The organism is Microbacterium maritypicum MF109, from assembly GCF_000455825.1.
GTDB classification, from domain to species: Bacteria; Actinomycetota; Actinomycetes; order Actinomycetales; family Microbacteriaceae; genus Microbacterium; species Microbacterium maritypicum_A.
On record NZ_ATAO01000181.1, the window covers coordinates 39757 to 60489 of the forward strand.

The window sequence follows — 20733 nt, forward strand, 5'->3', positions numbered from 1 at the left end:
CGGTGCTTCGAGTTCGGAGGCGCCGATGCTCGACATCATGCGCGGGACGGCTACGGAAGAAGAACTCGCCGCCCTCATCGCCGTGATCAGCGAGGCCTACGCGACCGAGGCGGCGGATGCCGTCGCCGAGGAGCCGTCTGTATCGGCGTGGACGCGGACACAGCGTCCGCTCCGCCGTCCGCTGCGGCGCGACATCCCGTGGGGACGTTTCGCGGGCTGACAGCTGCGGAGCATCATGCGTCGCCTCCGGTGACGTAAGAGTGCGTCTGCGTGATCCGAGAACCCTCCGCTTCACGAATCACGCAGACGATCGTCGCAGGACCCCCAGAGCCCCGCTCGGCGACGTTCCCCGTTGCCGCCTCACCCTTCCCGTGAAGGGTCGGGCGTCCACCCCGGCTCAGACCGGAATCGCTTTCTCGACGTGCGACGGTGCCGAGCGCACGGGGAGACGGTGGATTCCCCTGGTCTGATCGTTGGGGGAACGCCAAATACTACATCGAATAGACTTATAGTCGCAAACCCGCGACCTCGACCGCTGCCGGACGGCGTAGGGTCCGGAGATCAGCTCTCGAGCAACAGGTCGGAGGCGCGAGGGCTGAGAACGGAATCGAGCACGACGCACGCGGCCCCCACGGCACCGACGTCGTCCCCGACGACGGTGCCATCGACGGGGAGAGTGCGCACCGCGCGGGTCGCACTCGCGTGATCGAGCCTGCCGGGAACCTCTCGGAGGTACACATCGGCGAGCCGTGACCAGAAAGGGCCTCCGAACACGACCCGATCCACATCGAGCATGTTCGTCAGAGCCGCCGTCAGCACCGCGATGTGTGCCGCTGCCTGTCGCAGAACCTCGACCGCCGCGGCATTCCCGTCCGCTGCGTACTCGCACAGTCGGCTGAATCTCGCATCGACTGCCGCAGCATCGGACGCCTGGTGGGCGTCGTCGAACACTCCCGCGCGCTCAGCCCGTTCGACGATCGCCTGCGGGGTGCAGACGACCTCCACGCACCCTCGGGACCCGCACCAGCATGAGGGCCCGTCGGGGTCGACGATGATGTGCCCGACCTCGCCGATGTTGCGTGTGCTCCCGCGGACCGCCTCGCCGTCTCTCGCCAGGGCGGCGCCGATGCCGATCCCCAGGTAGACGAACACGAAGGAGTCGTCGGCCGACTCGCGTCGTGTCCACAGCTCTCCGACCGCGGCCGACGTCGTGTCCTTCTCGAGCACCACCGGCATCGCCGTCATCTCCGCCAGCACCGCGCGCAGCGGCACACGATGCCACCCGGCGAGCTTCGGCGGGTCGATGACCGTGCCCTTCTCGGCGTCGAGCGGACCGGGAGCCGCGACTCCCACCCCTGCGATCCGCGAACGATCCACACCGGACTCCGCGATCAGGGCATCGATCGTCTCCGCCATGGCCTCCACGATCCGGAGCGGATCATCGGCCGGCGTGCGCACACTCCGGCGTCTGACGATGGCGCCGGACAGGTCGAGCAGCACGAACGTCATCAGGGCGGGATCGAGGTGCACGCCGACCGCGAAGCGGCTGTCGGCGACGAGCCGCAGGGTCACGCGCGGCTTGCCCGGTCCATTGATCGTGCGGCCGGCCTCTCGGATGAAGCCGTCATCGAGCAGTCGCCGAGTGATGTTGGTGACGGTCTGCGCCGACAGCCGGGTCGCGGTCGACAGCTCGATCCTGCTCAACCCCTCGCCTGATTGGCGGATCGCCTCCAGGATCACGGACTGGTTGAAGTCGCCCATACGCGGAAGATTGGTGCCACGACGCGTTCCCATCGTCCAATGATCCCCCATCGACGGGAAAATCGTGTCCCCCGAAATGCCGAATCTTGTCCCCCAAAATACCTACAGACAATGTTTGCGGAACCCCTCAGACTGAAGAGGACGCTTCGCGTTCGGCTGGTCTCTCTGTCCCAGGGTAGACAGACGCTGATCGGCCACCAGCGGATGGTTTTCGGGTAACTGTCCGCACGGAGAGGGGCAGGCGGATTCGCCGCCCCTCTCCCACTCTCACATCCTCGACTCCGGTCACCTCCCCAGGCCGGGGCCGAGGACGGAGCCGAGGTCGCTCACCGGTCCTGCCGAAAGTTCTTCCGTCAGCGCGGAATCTCGTGCCAGAGGTCGACCGCGTCGTCATCACCCGAGGAGCGGGTGCCCGCGCGGCCCACCACCGTCACGGCGACACGCGGGTCCCGCCCCGAGCGGATGATGAGCCGAGATGTCTGTGCATGACTCAGCACGACCGCCAGTTCGTCCCTGATCGCCTTGCGACGGGACTCGTCTATGCCGTCGAACCCGCCCTCATCGAAGACGGTCACGACCACTCCACGCCGTCGGGCAGCTTCGATCGCGTTGCGTACCGCGTCGTTGAGGAGGTCGGCGCCGCGCAGTTCGTCGCGCAGCCTGCCCTCGGCGAGCCGCGCGTCCAGACGTTCCTGATCGTTCAACACACCTCGCGCCGCGACCACTCTGCTGAGCACCGGACCGGCGACAGCCAGAGCGAACTGCGTGCGCAGACGCCTCTCGCGCTGACGCACCCGCTGCGTGGCATGCCACGCGGACACCGCCTGCTGGATCTCGGCGAGGCGCTCGGTGTCGCGCACCGCACGATCCCAGAACATCACGAGGAGTCGAGCGACGGCCACCCACATGATCGAGCCGACCAGCCCCAGGTTGAGGGCCACGACGAACCCCAGAGCCACCGACGCGGCCAGGACGAGCACCGCCAACACGAGCCAGCCGATCAGAGACCGCCGACGCACCACACACACGACCGCGAGCAGTCCGAGCGCCCCGATGTACCAGGTCGCGAACGGGGCGGTACGATCCGCCGGCTCGAGCGAGAAGGTCACGAGCACGGGAATCGCCATGCTCGCGAGCAGCGCGAGGACCGCCGACCACGTCGGCATCCGCACCGAGGAGCCGTCGCCGAGGATGGCGATGTTCACGACCACGAGATACAGGCCGATGGCGAGGACCATGAGCAGCGGAGCGGTCGGCTGCTCGATCCACCAGATCCCCCGTGCGACGAAGTACAGGGCGAAGCCGACGGCGAGAGAGGTGGCGACGCTGCGCACGGTGCGGTTCACGCGCGCTCCCATCCCAGCGTCACGGTCGTGCCGTGCGCGTCGGAGACGATGTCGGCCGTGCCGGCGACGCCCGCCATACGTGCGAAGATCGACGCCCGGATCCCGAGACGGTCGGCACCGATCGACGCCACGTCGAAGCCGCCGCCGGTGTCCGAAACCGTCACGCCGATCCCCTCGTCGCCGTGCCCCTCGACGATGATGTGGAGTCCACGACCGTTGGCGTGGGACACGGCGTTGCCGATCGCCTGCCGCGCGGCGAGCACGAGTGCGCGAGCGGCCCGCCCGGGTATGAGGCCGATGCCGCCGCGCTCCTCGACGATCGCATCAGCGCCGAGCTCGGACAGGGCTCTACGCAGCTCCACGACGATCTGCGCCGTGCCGACCGGCTCGTCACTGCCCTCCTGCGCGACGGCCGCTTCGGTATTGGCGAGGCGAGTGAGTGCCTCCCGGGCCATGGCGACGGCGAGCTCTTCGGCACGCTCCCCCTCAGCCCGCTCCGCGGCGATCAGCGCGGCGAGGACGCTGTCATGCATCAGTGCGGACATCGTCGCCCGCTCCTCCTCCGCGGCGGCCGCCGCAGCCGCTGTCGAGTACGACGCCACCGCCTGTCCCCTGGCCTCGTCCACGCCGGCGGCGACGGAACGGAACATCCAGCCCAGGGAGATGATGACGACCCCGAGGATGAGGGTGAACGACACGTCGAACGCCGTCGTCACCCAGAACTCGCGCGAGAACTCCCCCTGGACGAGCCGCACGTAGCCGTAGACGAACGGCATCCCCGCCGCCCAGGCGAACTGGAGCGGCAACGGGAACGCGAGCATCGCCGCGACCACGCCGACATTGACCAGGAAGAAGATCCAGGGCTGCTCGCCGGCGCCCTTGTCCGACGGGTCGACGATCGTCGGCCAGGCGGCGAGCGCGAGGACGTAGACCACGGCGAAGATACCGGAGAAGGTGCGCACCCCCCGGCCCACCAGACAAGCGACCAGCATCGCAGCCAACGGCACGAACACCACGATCAGGGTGACGACGTGCGCAGGATCCGCGTGCGAGAGCGACGCCATCGCAGAGATCAGCGCCTGCGCGCCGAGAACCGCCGAGCCGATCGCGACGACGATCGCGAGGATCCGCTCCATGCGTGTGCCGGTGAAGCGCTCGTACGCCGTCTCCGTGCTCCCCGGAGAGGGGATCTTGCTCCACGCGTCGCGGATGCTGAGCGGCTCAGCGGCCACCGGGTGCCTCGTCAGCCGTGACGATCCCGTCTTCCATCGCCCGGCGCAGCAGATCGACCTTCGTCGGCGCCGGACGCCCGACCTCGACGTACTTCACGCGGATGCGGGTGATGTTCTCCTTGGCCGTGGAGTAGGCGACACCCAGCTTCTCGGCGACGGCCTTCAACGGCAGCCCCGTCGCATACAGACGGAGCACCTCGCGTTCGCGCGTGGCGAGCTGCGCATCGGCGAACGCCCGGTCTCCCTCGACCGCGCTCGCCCATTCGACGTTGTTGAGAGCCTCGCCTTGCGCCACCGTGCGGATCGCGTCGAGCACGTCGTCGAGGGCGGAGGACTTGCTCACCACGCCGGCGGCCCCGGCGGCGAGCGCCTCGCGCACGGCTGCCGGCCGATCGGCGACGCTGTGGATCACGACGCTCGCGCCGTCGTTGACCAGCGAGGTCACGTTCTCGGTCACGGTCGTGCCGTCGCCGAGGGTGAGGTCGAGGACGACCACCTCGGCAGGTGCGGCCGCGGTGGCTTTGCGCCATTCGAGGTAGGAGACCACCGTGCTCCCGGAGAAGACCACGGTCTGCGAATCACGCGCGCACGCGGCCTCGAGGCCGAGGCGAACGGACTCGTGATCGTCGATGAGTGCGACCGTGCTCATCCCCTCAGCCTACTGAGTCCCCCCGAGAAGCCGCGGATCGCTCATCGTGTGAGCAGCGCGACGACTTCGAAGTGGTGCGAGTGCGGGAACAGATCGAAGCCCCGAAGTCGGTCGACGTTCCAACCGAGGGTGCGGAAGGTGCCGAGATCCCGGGCGAGTGCCACGGGGTCGCACGCGACGTACGCGATGGCCTCCGGCGCGAGTGCGTGCACCGCTTCGACGACCTGCCGACCGGCACCGGCGCGGGGCGGGTCGAGCACGACGGCGCCCGTGCGCCCGCTCTTCTGCGTCGCCAGGAAGCGATCGACGCGCGCCGTCACGGCGTTCACTTCGAGCGGCGCGAGATTCGCGGCGGCGTGCGCAGTGGCGCGTGCACTGGACTCGACCGTCACGATGTCGGTCCCGCCGAGATCGGCGAGCGTCGCGGCGAACAGTCCGACCCCTCCATACAGGTCGTAGTGCGTCTTCTGGTCGTCGACATGTCCGTCGAGGATTCCGTAGACCGCGGCGTCGAGCACGGAGGCCGCACGCGGGTGCACCTGCCAGAAGCCCGTGGCGTCGACCTCGAATCGACGGTCGTTGACCATCTCGTGGATCACCTCGGGAGTGGGACGCTTGCGGAACCCACGCTGCACGCGGGGGGCGCGCTCGGTCTCCTCACGTCGGATGACGCGCACCGTGCCGTCGGCGGGCTCGACGAGTTCGATGCGGCCGGGGGCCTCGCCCTGCAGCGCGAGCGCCGCTTCGGCGATCGCGGGCCTGGCCAGCGGATGCGAGGTCACGGGGACGACGCGGTGGCTGCGTGCGGCGAACGGACCGGCGACTCCCGTGTCGTCGACATGCAGGGTGACGCGTGTGCGCCATCCGAGACCGTCGCCCGATTCCACCGACTCGATCTCGGGGGCGACCAGACCGCTGCCTGCGAAACGCTCCAGCGCCTCGGTCAGCACGCGCTGCTTGAGCTCACGCTGGTGGTCGATGTCGATATGGCCGAGGTCGGCGCCACCGGGGCGGTCGGCCGGGTCCCGCGACACGTCGGCTTCCGCCCACACGTGCGGGCGACGGTGCTCCGACGCCTCCAGCACCTCGATGGTCTCGGCCCGCCAGAAGCTGCGGGTCGAGGCGTCCGCCCCCTCCTGCGGGGCGATCACCCGGGCCCGGACCCGCTCTCCGGGGATCGCGTCGGAGACGAAGACCACGCGTCCCTCGTGGCGGGCGATGAACGTGCCCCCGTGCGCGATGCCGGTGATGTCGAGTTCGAGCACGTCGGCTGGGGAGGAAGTCATTCTTCGAGGATACGGTGGTGGACATGCGCGTCTGCCTCGCCTCCACCTCGCCCGCCCGCCTCATGCTGCTCCGGCAGGCGGGAATCGAACCGCTCACGGTGTCGCCCGACGTCGATGAGGATGCGGTCGCTGCCGCCGAGGAGGAGAAGAGGGGCGCCCCCCTCGCGCCCGAGGAACTGGTGCTTCTGCTCGCCCGCGCGAAGGCGGCCGCCGTCGCACGGAGCCTCGCTGCGGACGGGACCTTCGACGGCCTGGTGATCGGCGGGGATTCGATGTTCGCGCTCGGCGGGCGGGTCTACGGCAAGCCGTACACCGCCGAGGAGGCGACCAGGCGCTGGCAGGAGATGCGCGGCGAGACCGGCATCCTGCATTCCGGGCACTCGGTGTTCCGGGTCTCCCCCGACGCCGAACCCAAAGAGGCCACCGCGGTCGCCGCGGCCGCCGTGACGTTCGCCGACGACGTGAGCGACGCCGAGATCGCCGCGTACGTCGCCTCCGGAGAGCCGCTCCTCGTGGCGGGAGCCTTCACCGTCGACAGCCTGGGCGGGGCATTCATCACCCGTGTGGACGGCGATCCTTCGACGGTCGTCGGCATGTCCCTGTCGACCGTCCGCCGTCTCGCCACCGAGCTCGGTGTCCGTTGGACCGACCTCTGGTCGTAGACTCCCCTCCACGTTTTCCCGACTTTCTTGTGGGGAGTCGTCAAAGGGATCGGGGTCGTTCTCGCTAGGCTGGCAAGCATGCCTGCTATCGCCAAGGTGCTCATCGCCAACCGCGGCGAGATCGCCGTCCGCATCATCCGCGCCGCCCGCGACTCCGGGATCGCCTCGGTCGCCGTCTACGCCGACCAGGACCGGGATGCCCTGCACACCCGCCTCGCCGACGAGGCCTACGCTCTCGGCGGCTCGACCAGCGCGGAGACCTACCTCCAGATCGAGAAGATCCTCTCCATCGCCCGCCGCGCCGGTGCCGACGCCGTGCACCCCGGCTACGGGTTCCTCGCCGAGAACGCCGAGTTCGCACGCGCCATCATCGAGGCGGGGATGACCTGGATCGGCCCGTCTCCGGAGGCCATCGAGGCTCTCGGCGACAAGGTGACCGCGCGTCACGTCGCTGAGAAGGTCGGCGCGCCTCTCGCTCCCGGCACCCCCGGCCCCGTCGAAGGCGCCGATGAGGTCATCGCCTTCGCGAAGGAGTTCGGCCTCCCGATCGCCATCAAGGCCGCGTACGGCGGCGGCGGACGCGGCCTCAAGGTCGCCCGCGAGCTCGACGAGGTCGCCGAGCTCTTCGAATCCGCCACCCGCGAGGCCGTCGCCGCCTTCGGACGCGGCGAGTGCTTCGTCGAGAAGTACCTCGACAAGCCGCGTCACGTCGAGACCCAGTGTCTGGCCGATGCCGCAGGAAACGTCGTCGTCATCTCGACGCGCGACTGCTCGCTGCAGCGCCGCCACCAGAAGCTCGTCGAAGAGGCACCGGCCCCGTTCCTCACGGAGGAGCAGAACGAGCTGCTCTACTCGGCATCGAAGGCCATCCTGAAGGAGGTCGGATACGTCGGTGCCGGCACCTGCGAGTTCCTCATCGGCGCCGACGGCACGGTCTCATTCCTCGAGGTGAACACGCGCCTGCAGGTCGAGCACCCCGTCTCCGAAGAGGTCACCGGTATCGATCTGGTGCGCGAGCAGTTCCGCATCGCGGCCGGCGGCACCATCGACTACGACGACCCGAAGCCCCAGGGGCACTCGATCGAGTTCCGCATCAACGGCGAGGACCCCGGTCGCGGATTCCTGCCCCAGCCCGGCCCGATCCACGTCTTCAAGACCTTCGGAGGCCCCGGCATCCGTCTCGACTCCGGCGTCACCGCCGGCGACTCGGTGTCCGGCGCCTTCGACTCCCTGCTCGCGAAGATCATCGTGACAGGCAAGGACAGGGCGGAAGCGCTGGAGCGCTCGCGCCGCGCACTCGATGAGTTCGAGGTCGCCGGTCTCCCCACCGTCATCCCGTTCCACCGCAAGGTCGTGCGCGATCCCGCGTTCACGGCGGAGGACGGCGAGTTCGGGATCTTCACCCGCTGGATCGAGACCGAGTTCGTCAACGACATCCCCGCGTGGGACGGGGAGCTCGAAGCACCGACCTCCGCCGAAGCACGTCACACCGTGGTCGTCGAGGTCTCCGGCAAGCGCCTCGAGGTGAGCCTCCCCGACCGCGTGGCCGTCGCCGCCGGTACCGCCGGACGCCCGGCAGCGGTTCCGCCGTCGCGCCGCAGCCACGCCACCACCGCCAACGCCGGGGCCTCCGGCGACGCGGTGAAGTCGCCCATGCAGGCGACCGTCGTCAAGATCGCCGTCGCCGACGGACAGCAGGTCGTCAAGGGCGACCTGGTGGTCGTGCTCGAAGCCATGAAGATGGAGCAGCCGCTGCAGGCGCACAAGGACGGCGTGGTCGGCAACATCAACGCGGATGCCGGCGCCACGGTCTCCGCAGGACACCAGCTGCTCACGATCAGCTGACACCCGGCATCAGCGGAAAGGGCGCCCCACCGAGGTGGGGCGCCCTTTCCGCATCTCTCCCGGGATCAGGAGATGTTCACGAGATGCATCGCCCTGCTCGCATCGGTGATGCTGCTGGAGAGCGAGGGGTATGCCGCGAAGACCCGCGAGACCTGGTCGACCGTGAGACGGCGTTCGACGGCGACCGCGATCGGGTAGATCAGCTCCGATGCCTTCGGCGCCACGATCACGCCGCCGATCACGGTGCCCGATCCCTTGCGCGCGATGAGCTTGACGAAGCCGTCCTTGATGCCCATCATCTTCGCGCGCGGGTTCGCCGCGAGCGGGAGCTTGTAGACCAGGCCGTCGGCCACACCGTCCTCGACATCCTTCTCGCCGTAGCCGACCGTGGCGATCTCGGGCGCGGTGAAGATGTTCGAGGTGATCTTGATCTGTTCGAGCGGGATGACGATGTCGCCGAGGGCGTGGAAGACGGCCGTGCGCCCCTGCATCGAGGCCACTGAGGCCAGCGGGAAGAAGTTCGTGCAGTCGCCGACCGCGTACACGTTGGGGACCGAGGTGCGCGCGACCCGGTTCACCCGCACGTGTCCCGACTCGTCGAGCTCGACACCCGCCTCCTCTAGACCGATGCCTGCGGTGTTCGGGATGGAACCGACCGCCATCAGGCAGTGGCTGCCATCGACCGTGCGCCCGTCCGACAGGGTGACCGTGACCCCGTCATCCGTGACCTCGACGCGGTCGGCACGGGACTTGGAGAGCACCTGCATGCCCCCGCGCTTGAAGACCTTCTCCAGAACGCTCGCCGCATCCTTGTCCTCGCCCGGGAGCACCTGCTCGCGGCTGGAGATCAAGGTCACCTTGGCACCGAGGTTCATGTAGGCGGAGGCGAACTCCGCACCGGTGACACCGGAACCGACCACGATGAGGTGCTCGGGGAGCGCCTTCATGTCGTACAGCTGCGTCCACGTCAGGATGCGCTTGCCGTCGGGCTTGGCCGAGTCCAGCTCGCGCGGAGAGGCACCGACCGCCACGATGATCGTGTCGGCCTCGACCCGATCGAAGTCGGTCCCGCCCTGGCCCGTCGACACGATGATCGCGGTGGGTCCCTCGAGGCGACCGTGACCGGAGAGGATGCGTACGCCGGCTTCGAGGAGCGTCGCACGCATGTCCTCGGACTGCTGACCCGCCAGCGCGAGGAGCCGCTTGTTCACGGCGGCGAGGTTGATCGCGATCTCGGGCTTGAGGGGTCGCGAGTGGTCGCCCTTGGCGTAGAAGTTGACCCCGAGGTCGCTCGCCTCGGAGATGGCGACGGCCGCATCGGCGGTGGCGATCAGGCTCTTCGAGGGCACGACGTCGGTGAGGACGGCGGATCCGCCGACTCCCACGCGCTCGACCAGGGTGACCTCGGCCCCCAACTGGGCTGCCGCGAGGGCCGCCTCGTAGCCGCCGGGACCGCCGCCGAGGACGGCGACGCGCTGAGTGCGCTCGAAAGTGGTGGAAGACATGGAATCCATTCTCGCGCAATCCTGGCACCCGAGCCTGCACCTTCCTAGAGTGGATTCATGCCCGAAACGCACAGCAACCCCCTCGACGACCCGACCGCGAACCCGTTCGAGGTCGCCGCACAGGCCGCCGCCGACATCGCCCGTCTGACCGGCGTCGAGAAGCACGACATCGCCCTCACCCTCGGCAGCGGCTGGGGCAAGGCCGCGGACATCATCGGCGAGACCGTGGCGACGATCCCCGCGACCGAGGTCACCGGCTTCTCCAAGCCCGCGCTCGAAGGACACGTCGGTACGCTGCGCAGCATCCGCACCCCCGACGGCAAGAACGTCCTCGTCATCGGCGCGCGCACCCACTACTACGAAGCCCACGGTGTGCGCCGTGTCGTGCACAGCGTGCGCACCGCCGCCGCGACGGGCGCCAAGATCATGGTGCTCACGAACGGCGCCGGCGGCATCCGCGAGACGTGGACGCCCGGTCAGCCCGTGCTCATCAGCGACCACATCAACCTCACCGCCGACTCTCCGCTCGAAGGCGCCACGTTCGTCGACCTCACCGACCTCTACTCGAAGCGTCTGCGCGAGATCGCCCGGACGATCGACCCGATGCTCGACGAGGGCGTCTACACGCAGTTCCGCGGCCCCCACTACGAGACGCCGGCGGAGGTGCAGATGGCGAAGCACATCGGTGGCCACATCGTGGGCATGTCGACCGCGCTCGAGGCGATCGCCGCCCGCGAGGCCGGCATGGAGATCCTCGGGTTCTCGCTCATCACCAACCTCGCCGCCGGTATCCAGCAGACACCGCTCAGCCATGCCGAGGTGATCGAGGCCGGGCGCGAGGCCGAACCGGTGATCTCCGCGCTTCTGGCCAGGGTGGTCGAGGCCCTGTGAGCGACGAGCGGCTCGCCCAGGCCCGCGCCTGGTTGCGACAGGACCCGGATCCGCAGACGCGCGACGAGCTGGCCGGCGTGATCACACGTGCGGCCGCCGGCGACCGAGAGGCCGTCGCCGACCTCGACGACCGCTTCCGCACTCGCCTCGCCTTCGGAACCGCGGGTCTCCGCGGCGAACTCGGCGCCGGCAGCAACCGGATGAACCGGGTTCTCGTCGGCCAGGCCGCAGCCGGCTTCGCCGCCTACCTGCGCGAGAAGTCGCACGGCGCGACCCCGACGGTCGTGATCGGCTACGACGGGCGCCGGAACTCCCGCGTGTTCGCGACGGACTCCGCCGAGCTGTTCGCCGGAGCCGGTCTGCGGGCGATCCTGCTTCCCCGCCTGCTCCCGACGCCCGTCCTCGCCTTCGCCGTGCGCCACTTCGGCGCCGATGCCGGCGTGATGGTGACGGCGAGCCACAACCCGCCGAACGACAACGGCTACAAGGTGTACCTCGGTGGCGCCGACCAGGGATCCCAGATCGTCGCCCCGGCGGACGCCGAGATCGCCGCGCACATCCAGCGCATCGCCGACGCGGGCTCCATCACCACGTTGCCGCGCTCCACCGAGTATGAGACGGCCGGCGAAGAGGTCGTCGAAGCCTACATCGCGGCAACCGTGGCCGTGGCGCCAGCACCCGCCGGGACGACCGGGATGCGGTGGGTGTACACCGCGATGCACGGGGTCGGCTGGGAGACGCTGTCCCGCATCGTCAAGGAAGCGGGATACCCGCAGCCGTTCGTCGTCGACGAGCAGCTCACCCCCGACGCCACGTTCCGCACCGTGTCGTTCCCGAATCCGGAGGAACCGGGGGCGATGGATCTCGCGTTCGCGCGAGCCCGGCGGGTGAAGGCCGACTTCATCCTGGCGAACGACCCCGATGCGGATCGACTGGCCGTCGCGGTCCCCGACGACTCCGCCCCCGACGGCTGGCGTCGTCTCACCGGCAACGAGGTCGGTCTCCTGCTCGGCGCGAGAGCCGCACGCGCGGCGGCCGGCACACCGGGCGCCTCGCTCGCCTGCTCTCTCGTCTCCTCCCCCGGCCTCGGCGCCATCGCCGCCCATCACGGGTTGGACTTCCACGAGACCCTCACCGGCTTCAAATGGATCTCCCGGGCCCCGGGTATCGTCTTCGGCTTCGAAGAGGCTCTCGGCTACCTGGTGAATCCGGAGACCGTGCGCGACAAGGACGGGGTGTCGGCGGCCATCGCCATCCTCGGCCTCGCCGCCGAGGCCCGCGATCGCGGAGCCACGCTCGTCGATCTGCTCGACGAGCTGGGTGAGACGTACGGGCATTTCGCGAGCGGTCAGGTGTCGGTGCGGGTCGAGGACCTCGCCGTCATCGGCTCCGTGATGCTCGCGCTGCGCACACTCCCGCCGACGCACATCGGCGGCCGATCGATCGCCTCGGCCGAGGACCTGCTGCAGGCCGCACCGGGTCAGCCCTCCGGAGACGTGCTGCGGTACCGTCTCGGCGACGGCTCCCGTGTGATCGTGCGCCCCAGCGGGACCGAGCCCAAGCTGAAGGTCTACATCGATGCGAGGGCGGAGTCGGCCGAGAGCGCACGTGACGCCGTCGCGGAGCTCGAAGCGGGCGTCCGCGCCCTCCTCGACGAACGCTCCTGAGCATGCCGGTCCGAAGCCTCATCGTCAGCGCGCACAACGGGGTTCACGCGCGTCCGGTGGCCGAGCTCGTGCGACTCGCGCAGTCGCACGACGCTCCGGTGACCCTGCGCACGGCCGACGGCACGACCGTCGATCTGACGAGCGTGCTGGCGGTCATGGACCTGGGGATCGCCTCCGGGGACTCCGTGGTGATCGAGACGGCGCCCTCCGCGACGGCGGAGGCCGTTCTCGACCAGCTCGCGGAGGTACTCGCTCCCCGCGGGTGACCGCTGCGCCGTCAGCCGTCGATCACAGCGACGAGCTCATCGAGGAACGCCTCGAACGTCGTTCCCTTCCGGACGATCCGCTGCACGCTCTCGCGTTCGCTGAACACTTCGACGAGCTGCTCGAACACGGTCTGGAACGCCGCACGATCGCTCTCGCTGAACGCGGCGAGCGCGACGACCTGCACGCGTCCGCCACCCCAGGCCGCTGAGCCGTCCGCGACGCCGATGGCGATCGCGGTGCGGGTGGCGGTCATCTGGAGTGCGTGGGGGACGGCGAGTGCATCGGTGAACGCCGTCGACGACATCCGCTCGCGCACGATGGTGTTCTCGACGTAGTCCTCGCCGATCAGGCCGGCCTGCACCAGGAGACCGCCGAGACGACGGATGATCGCCTCCTCCCCCTCATCGGGAAGCGGGAACACGTACGCGTCGGCGAGGAAGTAGCGGGCGAGTTCCCCACGGAGGCGCGTGAGACGGCGCCCCCGGCGCACCCGAGCGGCCGCCTGCTGGATCCGGTCGACGTCGGCGTCGGTCAGGAACGGCTGGATGCGCACGAATCGGTCGCCGGACGACCCCGGTTCGATCGTGCTGAGCACGAGGTCGGTGTCGAAGGACGCCCAGTCGGGGTCGACGTTGGTCACGACGGTCGTGACCTCGATCGCCGATCCCAGAGAGCGGTCGACGCTGGAGCGGAGCAGCTCATGCAACTCGTGATAGCCCGGGCAGACGATGGTGGCGGTGAGGATCGACTCGGCCTTGCGGCTGCGTTCGAGACGCCCACCCACGTGCATGGCGATGTAGGCGATCTCGTCGTCGTGGATGGGTGTGCCGACCCGGTCGTGCAGGCCGCTGGCGATCGAGACGGCCACCTCGAAGATCATCGGGTACGTCGTCTTCAGCGACCGGGTGAGCGGATTGCGGGTGAGCGCGCTCTCCTCGGCGCGGCGCAGCAGATTCTGCACGTGCAGGGCGAGACGCAGCACGAAGGTCTCGTCGACGAGGTCGACCTGGAAGTCCTCCGCCGCTCGGGCGATCTCCGCGCGTACCGCGGCCTCGACTCCCGGATCCACGCCGCTGCGGGCGACCTCACGCGTCGCGTCCTCGCCCGGCGCGACGATGCGGGTGAGCACGAGGGATGCGAGATGACCGCTGTCCCCCTCGCCGAGGACCACGGAGAAATGCTCGAAGGCGAGGCGGGCGACGACGGTCCCGACGCGCGGGATCTCCTCGCGGGTGCCGGCCGGGGTCGATTCGAGGGTGTGTCCAGCGGCGACCCGCTCGGCGGCGATCGCGATGTGCAGCAGCACATCGGAGATCGCGAGCTCGTTCACGTAGTAGCCGAGCTCACCGAGTTCGCGCACGAGCGCGGACTTGAACGGCCCGACCGCGCTGGCGGCCACCGCCGATCCGGAGAGCGCCCGACGGAATGTCTCCGGATGGAACGAGGCGTCGTCCATCTCGTCGTGGGCGAGCCTGCTGAGCAGGCGGCGCTGCGCCGTCTCGTTGCCGCGCAGTCGCACGGTCTCGCGCTCGCGCTCGAGCACCAGGTCCGTGCCGTCGAGCAGACCCCGCACGCGCACCAGGTCCGCTTCGAGCGTCGCTTCACTGACGTGCAGATCCTCGGCGGTGTCGAACACGTCGATGCCTCCGTGCTCGTCGAGCAGGAGCCGTACCAGGGTGTGCAGACGGTCGCGGGGTGCGGAATCCCCCGTCTGGCGCATCCGCAGCGCGCCACGGGCGCCGGATCCGGCACGGTAGCCCGCAGGACCCGACTCGATCACCGCGGCCCCGGGCGTGCGGGCGTTCAGCGCCGCGACATAGGAGCGGATGCTGCGCGGGGTGACGCCCATCAGGTCGGCGAGGCTCGCCGCCGTCGCCCACCCCTCCTGGCGCAGCAACGCCGCGAGGAGCTGGTCCTGGCGCTGGCGCGACATGATCCTCCCCTTCCGCGTGCTGACCGCACTGTCTCGACGTGTTCTCCATGATGTCAGGTGCCCGGCGCCCTCGGGCGGAAGGGCCTGTTCCGCGGGGGCGGAAAGGAACGTGTTGGCGCGCACCCCTCCACCGTTCCCAGACTGTTCTCAGGAAGGGTGGGCATCGATGAGGATTCTCGTGGTGTGCGGTGCGGGAGCATCGAGCACGTTCGTCGCGCAGCGGCTCCGCCGTGCGGCAGCCGCGGCCGGTCTCGATTGGGACGCGGCGGCCGGCATGGAGAGCTCCGTCGCCGGATCCGACCATGACCTCGTCCTCGTCGGCCCTCATCTGAGCGACCGCCTCGACGCCATCCGCGAAGGTGCGCGCGCGCCCGTCGCGGTGCTTCCGGACGACGTCTTCGCCGATCTCGACGGCTCGCGCACGCTCGACCTCGCCCTATCGATCCTCGCCGCCGCCGGCGAAACCCCGAAAGGAACATCATGACCGCCACCCGCACCGTTCGGATCGGCTCCTCGCACGGATTGCACGCCCGCCCCGCGAAGCTCTTCGCGCAGGCCGCGAAGGATTCCGGCATCGCCGTGACGATCGCCAAGGACTCGGGCAAGCCGGTCAACGCGGCGAGCATCCTCGGGGTCATCGCCCTGGCCGTCGAGCACGGCGACTACGTGACGCTCACGGCCGACGGCGAGGGCGCCGAGAACGTACTCGACACGCTCACCGAACTCCTCACCACCGACCACGATCAGGACTCCGCATGAGCGAGCTCCGGGGAGTGGGGATCGGTCTCGGGGTCGCCCAGGGGCCGATCGTCCGCATGGCCGAGGCGATGCCCGCTCCGGAGAACACACCCAGCACCGCGGGTGCTGATGCGGAACGCGCCCGAGTCCGCGACGCCGTCTCCACCGTTGCGAACGAGCTGAACGAACGGGGCGAGGCCGCCGGCGGATCCGCGCAGGAGGTGCTCGAGGCCCAGGCCATGATCGCCGAGGACCCGACCCTCCAGGACGAGGTCGACAGCCGGATCGACGCGGGCGCGACGGCCGAATGGGCTGTGCACGATGCATTCGCCGGATTCCGCGCCACGCTCGAAGCCGTCGGCGGCTACCTCGGCGAGCGCGCAGCCGACCTCGACGACATCGCGCAGCGCGTGCTCGCACGCCTCCGCGGCGTCGACGCCCCCGGCGTTCCGAACCCGGGACACCCGTTCGTCCTGGTCGCACGCGACCTCGCCCCCGCCGACACGGCGCTCCTCGATCTGGAGCAGGTGCTCGCGCTGATCACCACCGATGGCGGCCCGACCTCCCACACCGCGATCCTCGCTCGGGAGAAGGGCATCGTCGCGATCGTCGGAGTCGCCGACGGCGAGATGCTCACCACCGGCGAGACCGTGATCGTCGACGCGGCCAGCGGCGTCGTCACACGCGAACCGACGGATGACGAGAAGGCCCGAGCCACGGAGCGCGCAGCCGCTCGCCAGTCGGCCGACGCGGCCCCACCCACTCCCGGCGCTCTCGCCGACGGCACGCCTGTCGCGCTGCTCGCGAATCTGGGGAAGCCTGCAGACGCGGCCGATGCGGTCGTTCGGGGGGCCGAGGGCGTCGGGCTGTTCCGCACCGAGTTCCTGTTCCTGTCCTCGGCGCAGGCACCCACCATCGCGCAGCAGCGCGAGTCGTATCGCGAACTGCTGGCGGCGTTCCCCGGCAAGAAGGTCGTGGTCCGGATGCTGGATGCGGGCGCCGACAAGCCGCTGGCGTTCCTCAACGACGCGCATGAGGAGAACCCGGCTCTCGGTCTTCGGGGCCTGCGAGCGCTGCGCGCGAGCGAGGACATCCTGCGCGAGCAGCTCACCGCGCTTGCGGAAGCCGATGCCCAGACGGAGGCGGACCTCTGGGTGATGGCCCCCATGGTGGCGACGGTCGAGGAGACGATCTACTTCACCGGCCTCGCTCGGGAATACGGGCTGAAGACCGCCGGCGTCATGGTCGAGATCCCGGCGAGCGCCCTGCTCGCCGACCGCGTGCTCGCCCATGCGGACTTCGCGTCGATCGGTACCAACGACCTCACGCAGTACACGATGGCTGCCGACCGCATGCTCGGCTCGGTCGCCGGCTTCCAGGACCCCTGGCACCCCGCCGTCCTGCGCCTGGTGCGCGAGGTCGGCGATGCGGGCGCACGTCTCGGCAAGCCCGTCGGGATCTGCGGCGAGGCCGCGGCCGACCCTCTCCTCGCCGTGGTGCTGGTCGGGCTCGGCGCGACCAGCCTCTCGATGGCACCGTCGGCCCTCGCCGACGTACGACACGCGCTGTCCGAGCGCACCCCGTCCGAGGCGCGGAGCCTCGCCCAGGCCGCCCTGGCTGCCGACGATGCCTCCTCCGCCCGAACCGCCGTGGCGACGCTCGCCGCGGAACTCCCCCTCCACAAGAAAGAGACGACATCATGACGACGACGTCACCTGCCGCCACGAAACCCGGCGGCCTCCGCGTAGGAGTGCAACGCTTCGGCACATTCCTCTCGGGCATGATCATGCCCAACATCGCGGCCTTCATCGCCTGGGGCTTCATCACGATGCTCTTCATCCCGGCCGGGTTCTTCGGCGCGGACAGCCCGTTCGGCTGGCACTGGGTCGGCGTGTCCGAGATCATCGGAGGGGGCGGCGACTCCGCCATCATCGGGTGGCAGGGTGCCATGACCGCGGTCGCCGAGGGCGACAACGGGAACATCCTCGCCTACGTCGGCCTCGTCGGACCGATGGTCACGTACCTGCTTCCACTGCTCATCGCGAACACGGCCGGCCGCATGGTCTACGGCGAGCGCGGCGGCGTGGTGGCCACCATCGCCACCGTCGGCGTGATCGTCGGCACCAACATCCCGATGTTCCTGGGCGCCATGATCATGGGCCCGGTCGCCGCGTGGATCACCAAGCAGATGGACCGGCTGTGGGAGGGCAAGATCCGTCCCGGTTTCGAGATGCTGGTGAACAACTTCTCCGCCGGCATCCTCGGCATGCTCCTCGCGATCGTCGGCTTCTTCGCGTTCGGTCCCGTCATGCTCGGCATCAGCACCGTCCTCGGCGGCGCTGTCGACTGGCTCGTCTCGCTGAACCTGCTGCCGCTGGTGTCGATCATCGTCGAGCCGGCGAAGGTGCTGTTCCTGAACAACGCCATCAACCACGGCGTCTTCACCCCGCTCGGGATCGAGCAGGCGGCGGAGACCGGCAAGTCGATCCTCTTCCTCATCGAGGCGAACCCCGGCCCCGGCCTCGGCCTGCTGCTCGCCTTCACGTTCTTCGGCGTCGGCGCGGCGAAGGCCTCCGCACCGGGTGCGGCGATCATCCAGTTCTTCGGTGGCATCCACGAGATCTACTTCCCGTACGCGCTGAGCAAGCCGACCACGATCCTGGCCCTCATCGCGGGTGGCGCGGCCGGTGTCACCACGAACATGGTCCTCGGCGGCGGCCTGGCATTCCCGGCCGCACCGGGAAGTATCATCGCCGTGACCGCGGCTGCCATCGGACCGGGCGTCGGCAACCTGCTGGTCGTGTACCTGTCGGTGATCATCGCCGCCACCGTCACCTTCCTCATCACCGGTGTGATCCTGCGTGCCTCCCGCAAGCGAGATCTGGAGGCCGAGGGTGACGCCTTCGGTGACGCGATCGCCCAGACCGAGGCGAACAAGGGCAAGTCGTCGGCCGCGATGGACGCGCTGCGCACGTCGACCGCGACCTCGTCCCCCGAGGCCGCTGCCGCCGCGAGCACGACAGTGATCGCCGCCGCGCCGATCGAGCGCATCGTGTTCGCCTGCGACGCCGGCATGGGCTCGTCCGCCATGGGCGCCAGCGTGCTGCGCAACAAGCTCAAAAAGGCCGGCATCGAGGACATCACGGTCACCAACCAGGCGATCGCGAACCTCGACGGAACAGCCGACGTGGTGATCACGCAGCAGCAGCTCACCGAGCGCGCAGAGGCGAAGTCGCCGAACTCGGTCCATGTGTCGGTCGACAACTTCATGAACTCGCCCAAGTACGAAGAGGTCGTCGAGATGGTGCGTGAACAGCGAAAGGAAAACGAATGAGTGTTCTCAGCCCCGAACAGGTCCGCATCCACCCCGGAGGGGCGTCGCGCGACGAGGCCCTCCAGGAGGCGACCGACATCCTGGTCGCGGCCGGAGCCGTCACCCCGGCCTACGTCGACGCGATGCGGCAGCGCGAGGAGACCGTCTCGACCTTCATGGGGAACGGGCTGGCGATTCCGCATGGCACCAACGACGCGAAGGACACGATCCTCGCATCGGCCCTGTCGGTGGTCCGCTACGACGGCGGTGTCGACTGGTCCGGTGACCCGGCCACGTTCGTGATCGGCATCGCCGGCGTGGGTGACGAGCATCTGGAGATCCTCTCCCGGATCGCGATCCTGTTCTCCGAGGAGGACGACGTGGCCCGGCTCTCCGCTGCGCAGACCCCGGAGGAGCTCTACGCCCTCCTCTCGGAGGTGAACGAGGGATGAAGGCGGTCCACTTCGGGGCGGGCAACATCGGGCGCGGATTCGTCGGTCTGCTGCTGCGCGAGGGCGGGTACGAGGTCGTCTTCTCGGACGTCGCCGACGCGCTGGTCGACGCGATCAACGCGGTCGACTCGTACACCGTGCACGAGGCCGGCCCCGGAGGGACCGATCACGTCGTCACCGGATTCCGTGCCGTGAACAGCCGGACGGACCCCGCCGCAGTGGCGGAAGAGGTCGCGTCGGCCGACGTCGTCACCACCGCCGTCGGACCGACGGTGCTGCGGTTCGTGGCCCCGTCGATCGTCGCGGGACTGGCCCTGCGCTCCCCCGCCGCCGCACCGCTGCAGGTGATGGCATGCGAGAACGCGATCGGCGCCACCGACCTGCTGCGCCGCGAGATCGTCGCCGCAGCAGGAGCCGATGCCGAGACGCTGCTGACCAGAGCGGTCTTCGCGAACACCGCCGTGGATCGCATCGTGCCGGCGCAGCCGGAGGGATCGGGCGTCGACGTGACGGTCGAGCCCTACTTCGAATGGGCGATCGAGTCGGGACCGTTCGGCGGAGAGCTGCCGAGAATCCCCGGCGCGCACTTCGTCGACGACCTGGCGCCGTACATCGAGCGCAAGCTGTTCACCGTGAACACGGGGCATGCGGCAACGGCATACTTCGGGGCCCGTGCGGGCATCGAGCGCATCTCGGATGCCCTCGCCGATCCGACGATCGCCGCGAGCGTCTCGGCTGCCCTCGAAGAGACGTCGGCCGTGCTGGTCGCCGAGCACGGCTTGGACCCGGAGGATCTCGCCGCCTATCGCGCGAAGATCCTCGACCGGTTCCGCAACCCCGCACTCGTCGACACCGTGCAGCGGGTCGGACGTCAGCCGCTGCGCAAGATCTCGCGTCACGAGCGGTTCGTGGGCCCCGCAGCCATGGCCGCGGAGCGCGGACTGTCCACCGAGGCCCTGGTCGCCGCCGTCTCGGCAGCGCTCGAGTTCGACGACCCGGCCGACGAGCAGTCGGTCGAGCTGCAGCAGCTGCTGCGCGCGGAGGAGGCCGCAGGGTTCACCACGCGGACGACGGGCCTCGACCCCGAGCATCCGCTGTTCCCGCTGATCCGGGATGCCGTCGCCGCCCGCCAGCAGCACATCGAGAGGGCCTGAGCCGCGACCCGTCGACGCCCTCGCCTGCCGAT

The 20733-nt window shown here is 69.6% G+C and carries 19 protein-coding genes; 12 read left to right on the plus strand and 7 right to left on the minus strand.

The features are described from left to right. Positions 1–25 precede the first annotated feature (25 nt). Entirely contained in the window at positions 26–220 is a 195-nt protein-coding gene (locus L687_RS30935) for an acyl-CoA carboxylase subunit epsilon (RefSeq protein WP_036331215.1), read from the plus strand. Between the two features lie 341 nt (positions 221–561). On the opposite strand, the gene L687_RS30940 is transcribed toward L687_RS30935, so the two are convergent. The 5 genes from L687_RS30940 to L687_RS30960 form a co-directional block, all read right to left on the minus strand. Continuing rightward, entirely contained in the window at positions 562–1761 is a 1200-nt protein-coding gene (locus L687_RS30940; protein ID WP_021199681.1) for an ROK family transcriptional regulator, read from the minus strand. 353 nt (positions 1762–2114) lie between these two features. Next, entirely contained in the window at positions 2115–3107 is a 993-nt protein-coding gene (locus L687_RS30945) for a hypothetical protein (protein WP_231479847.1), read from the minus strand. Then, positions 3104–4339 (minus strand): ATP-binding protein, encoded by a 1236-nt coding sequence (locus tag L687_RS30950; protein WP_021199683.1) that lies wholly within the window; start codon positions 4337–4339, stop codon positions 3104–3106. Before L687_RS30950 ends, L687_RS30945 begins: the two co-directional genes overlap by 4 nt. Further along, positions 4329–4988, minus strand: a complete 660-nt coding sequence (locus tag L687_RS30955) for a response regulator transcription factor (protein WP_021199684.1) — start codon at positions 4986–4988, stop codon at positions 4329–4331. The genes L687_RS30950 and L687_RS30955 overlap by 11 nt, the downstream gene beginning before the upstream one ends. Before the next feature lie 41 nt (positions 4989–5029). After that, complete coding sequence (locus L687_RS30960) at positions 5030–6274, minus strand: class I SAM-dependent RNA methyltransferase (protein WP_021199685.1); 1245 nt, start codon at positions 6272–6274, stop codon at positions 5030–5032. Between the two features lie 23 nt (positions 6275–6297). Between L687_RS30960 and L687_RS30965 the strand changes: the two genes are divergently transcribed. Beyond that, positions 6298–6936 (plus strand): Maf family protein, encoded by a 639-nt coding sequence (locus L687_RS30965; protein ID WP_031207282.1) that lies wholly within the window; start codon positions 6298–6300, stop codon positions 6934–6936. A gap of 78 nt (positions 6937–7014) precedes the next feature. Next, a complete protein-coding gene (locus L687_RS30970) occupies positions 7015–8781 on the plus strand; it encodes an acetyl/propionyl/methylcrotonyl-CoA carboxylase subunit alpha (protein WP_021199687.1) in 1767 nt (588 codons plus the stop codon). 65 nt (positions 8782–8846) lie between these two features. Here the strand turns inward: L687_RS30970 and L687_RS30975 are convergent, their stop codons facing one another. Continuing rightward, positions 8847–10295, minus strand: coding sequence for an NAD(P)H-quinone dehydrogenase (locus L687_RS30975; RefSeq protein WP_021199688.1), 1449 nt, complete (start codon positions 10293–10295; stop codon positions 8847–8849). 48 nt (positions 10296–10343) lie between these two features. Between L687_RS30975 and L687_RS30980 the strand changes: the two genes are divergently transcribed. Genes L687_RS30980 through L687_RS30990 form a run of 3 tightly spaced genes read left to right on the plus strand, consistent with a single transcriptional unit; the run spans position 10344 to position 13110 of the window. Continuing rightward, a complete protein-coding gene (locus tag L687_RS30980) occupies positions 10344–11177 on the plus strand; it encodes a purine-nucleoside phosphorylase (RefSeq protein WP_021199689.1) in 834 nt (277 codons plus the stop codon). Further along, on the plus strand, positions 11174–12844 hold the full coding sequence (locus L687_RS30985) for a phospho-sugar mutase (protein WP_021199690.1): 1671 nt from the start codon (positions 11174–11176) through the stop codon (positions 12842–12844). Before L687_RS30980 ends, L687_RS30985 begins: the two co-directional genes overlap by 4 nt. 2 nt (positions 12845–12846) lie before the next feature. Next, positions 12847–13110 (plus strand): HPr family phosphocarrier protein, encoded by a 264-nt coding sequence (locus L687_RS30990; protein WP_021199691.1) that lies wholly within the window; start codon positions 12847–12849, stop codon positions 13108–13110. A gap of 11 nt (positions 13111–13121) precedes the next feature. Here L687_RS30990 and L687_RS30995 read toward each other — a convergent pair whose 3' ends face one another. After that, positions 13122–15044, minus strand: a complete 1923-nt coding sequence (locus L687_RS30995) for a BglG family transcription antiterminator (protein WP_021199692.1) — start codon at positions 15042–15044, stop codon at positions 13122–13124. A 166-nt stretch (positions 15045–15210) separates the two neighbouring features. Here L687_RS30995 and L687_RS31000 point away from each other — a divergent pair, with 166 nt between their 5' ends. Genes L687_RS31000 through L687_RS31025 form a run of 6 tightly spaced genes read left to right on the plus strand, consistent with a single transcriptional unit; the run spans position 15211 to position 20701 of the window. Continuing rightward, positions 15211–15528 (plus strand): PTS sugar transporter subunit IIB, encoded by a 318-nt coding sequence (locus tag L687_RS31000; RefSeq protein WP_031207284.1) that lies wholly within the window; start codon positions 15211–15213, stop codon positions 15526–15528. Continuing rightward, the gene (locus L687_RS31005) at positions 15525–15803 is read left to right on the plus strand and encodes an HPr family phosphocarrier protein (RefSeq protein ID WP_021199694.1); all 279 of its coding nucleotides are present in this window, start codon (positions 15525–15527) and stop codon (positions 15801–15803) included. The genes L687_RS31000 and L687_RS31005 overlap by 4 nt, the downstream gene beginning before the upstream one ends. Next, complete coding sequence (gene ptsP, locus L687_RS31010) at positions 15800–17485, plus strand: phosphoenolpyruvate--protein phosphotransferase (RefSeq protein ID WP_021199695.1); 1686 nt, start codon at positions 15800–15802, stop codon at positions 17483–17485. The genes L687_RS31005 and ptsP overlap by 4 nt, the downstream gene beginning before the upstream one ends. Beyond that, a complete protein-coding gene (locus tag L687_RS31015; RefSeq protein ID WP_029260571.1) occupies positions 17482–19116 on the plus strand; it encodes a PTS mannitol transporter subunit IICB in 1635 nt (544 codons plus the stop codon). The genes ptsP and L687_RS31015 overlap by 4 nt, the downstream gene beginning before the upstream one ends. After that, on the plus strand, positions 19113–19547 hold the full coding sequence (locus tag L687_RS31020; protein ID WP_021199697.1) for a PTS sugar transporter subunit IIA: 435 nt from the start codon (positions 19113–19115) through the stop codon (positions 19545–19547). Before L687_RS31015 ends, L687_RS31020 begins: the two co-directional genes overlap by 4 nt. Beyond that, positions 19544–20701, plus strand: a complete 1158-nt coding sequence (locus tag L687_RS31025) for a mannitol-1-phosphate 5-dehydrogenase (protein WP_021199698.1) — start codon at positions 19544–19546, stop codon at positions 20699–20701. Before L687_RS31020 ends, L687_RS31025 begins: the two co-directional genes overlap by 4 nt. Positions 20702–20733 lie beyond the last annotated feature (32 nt).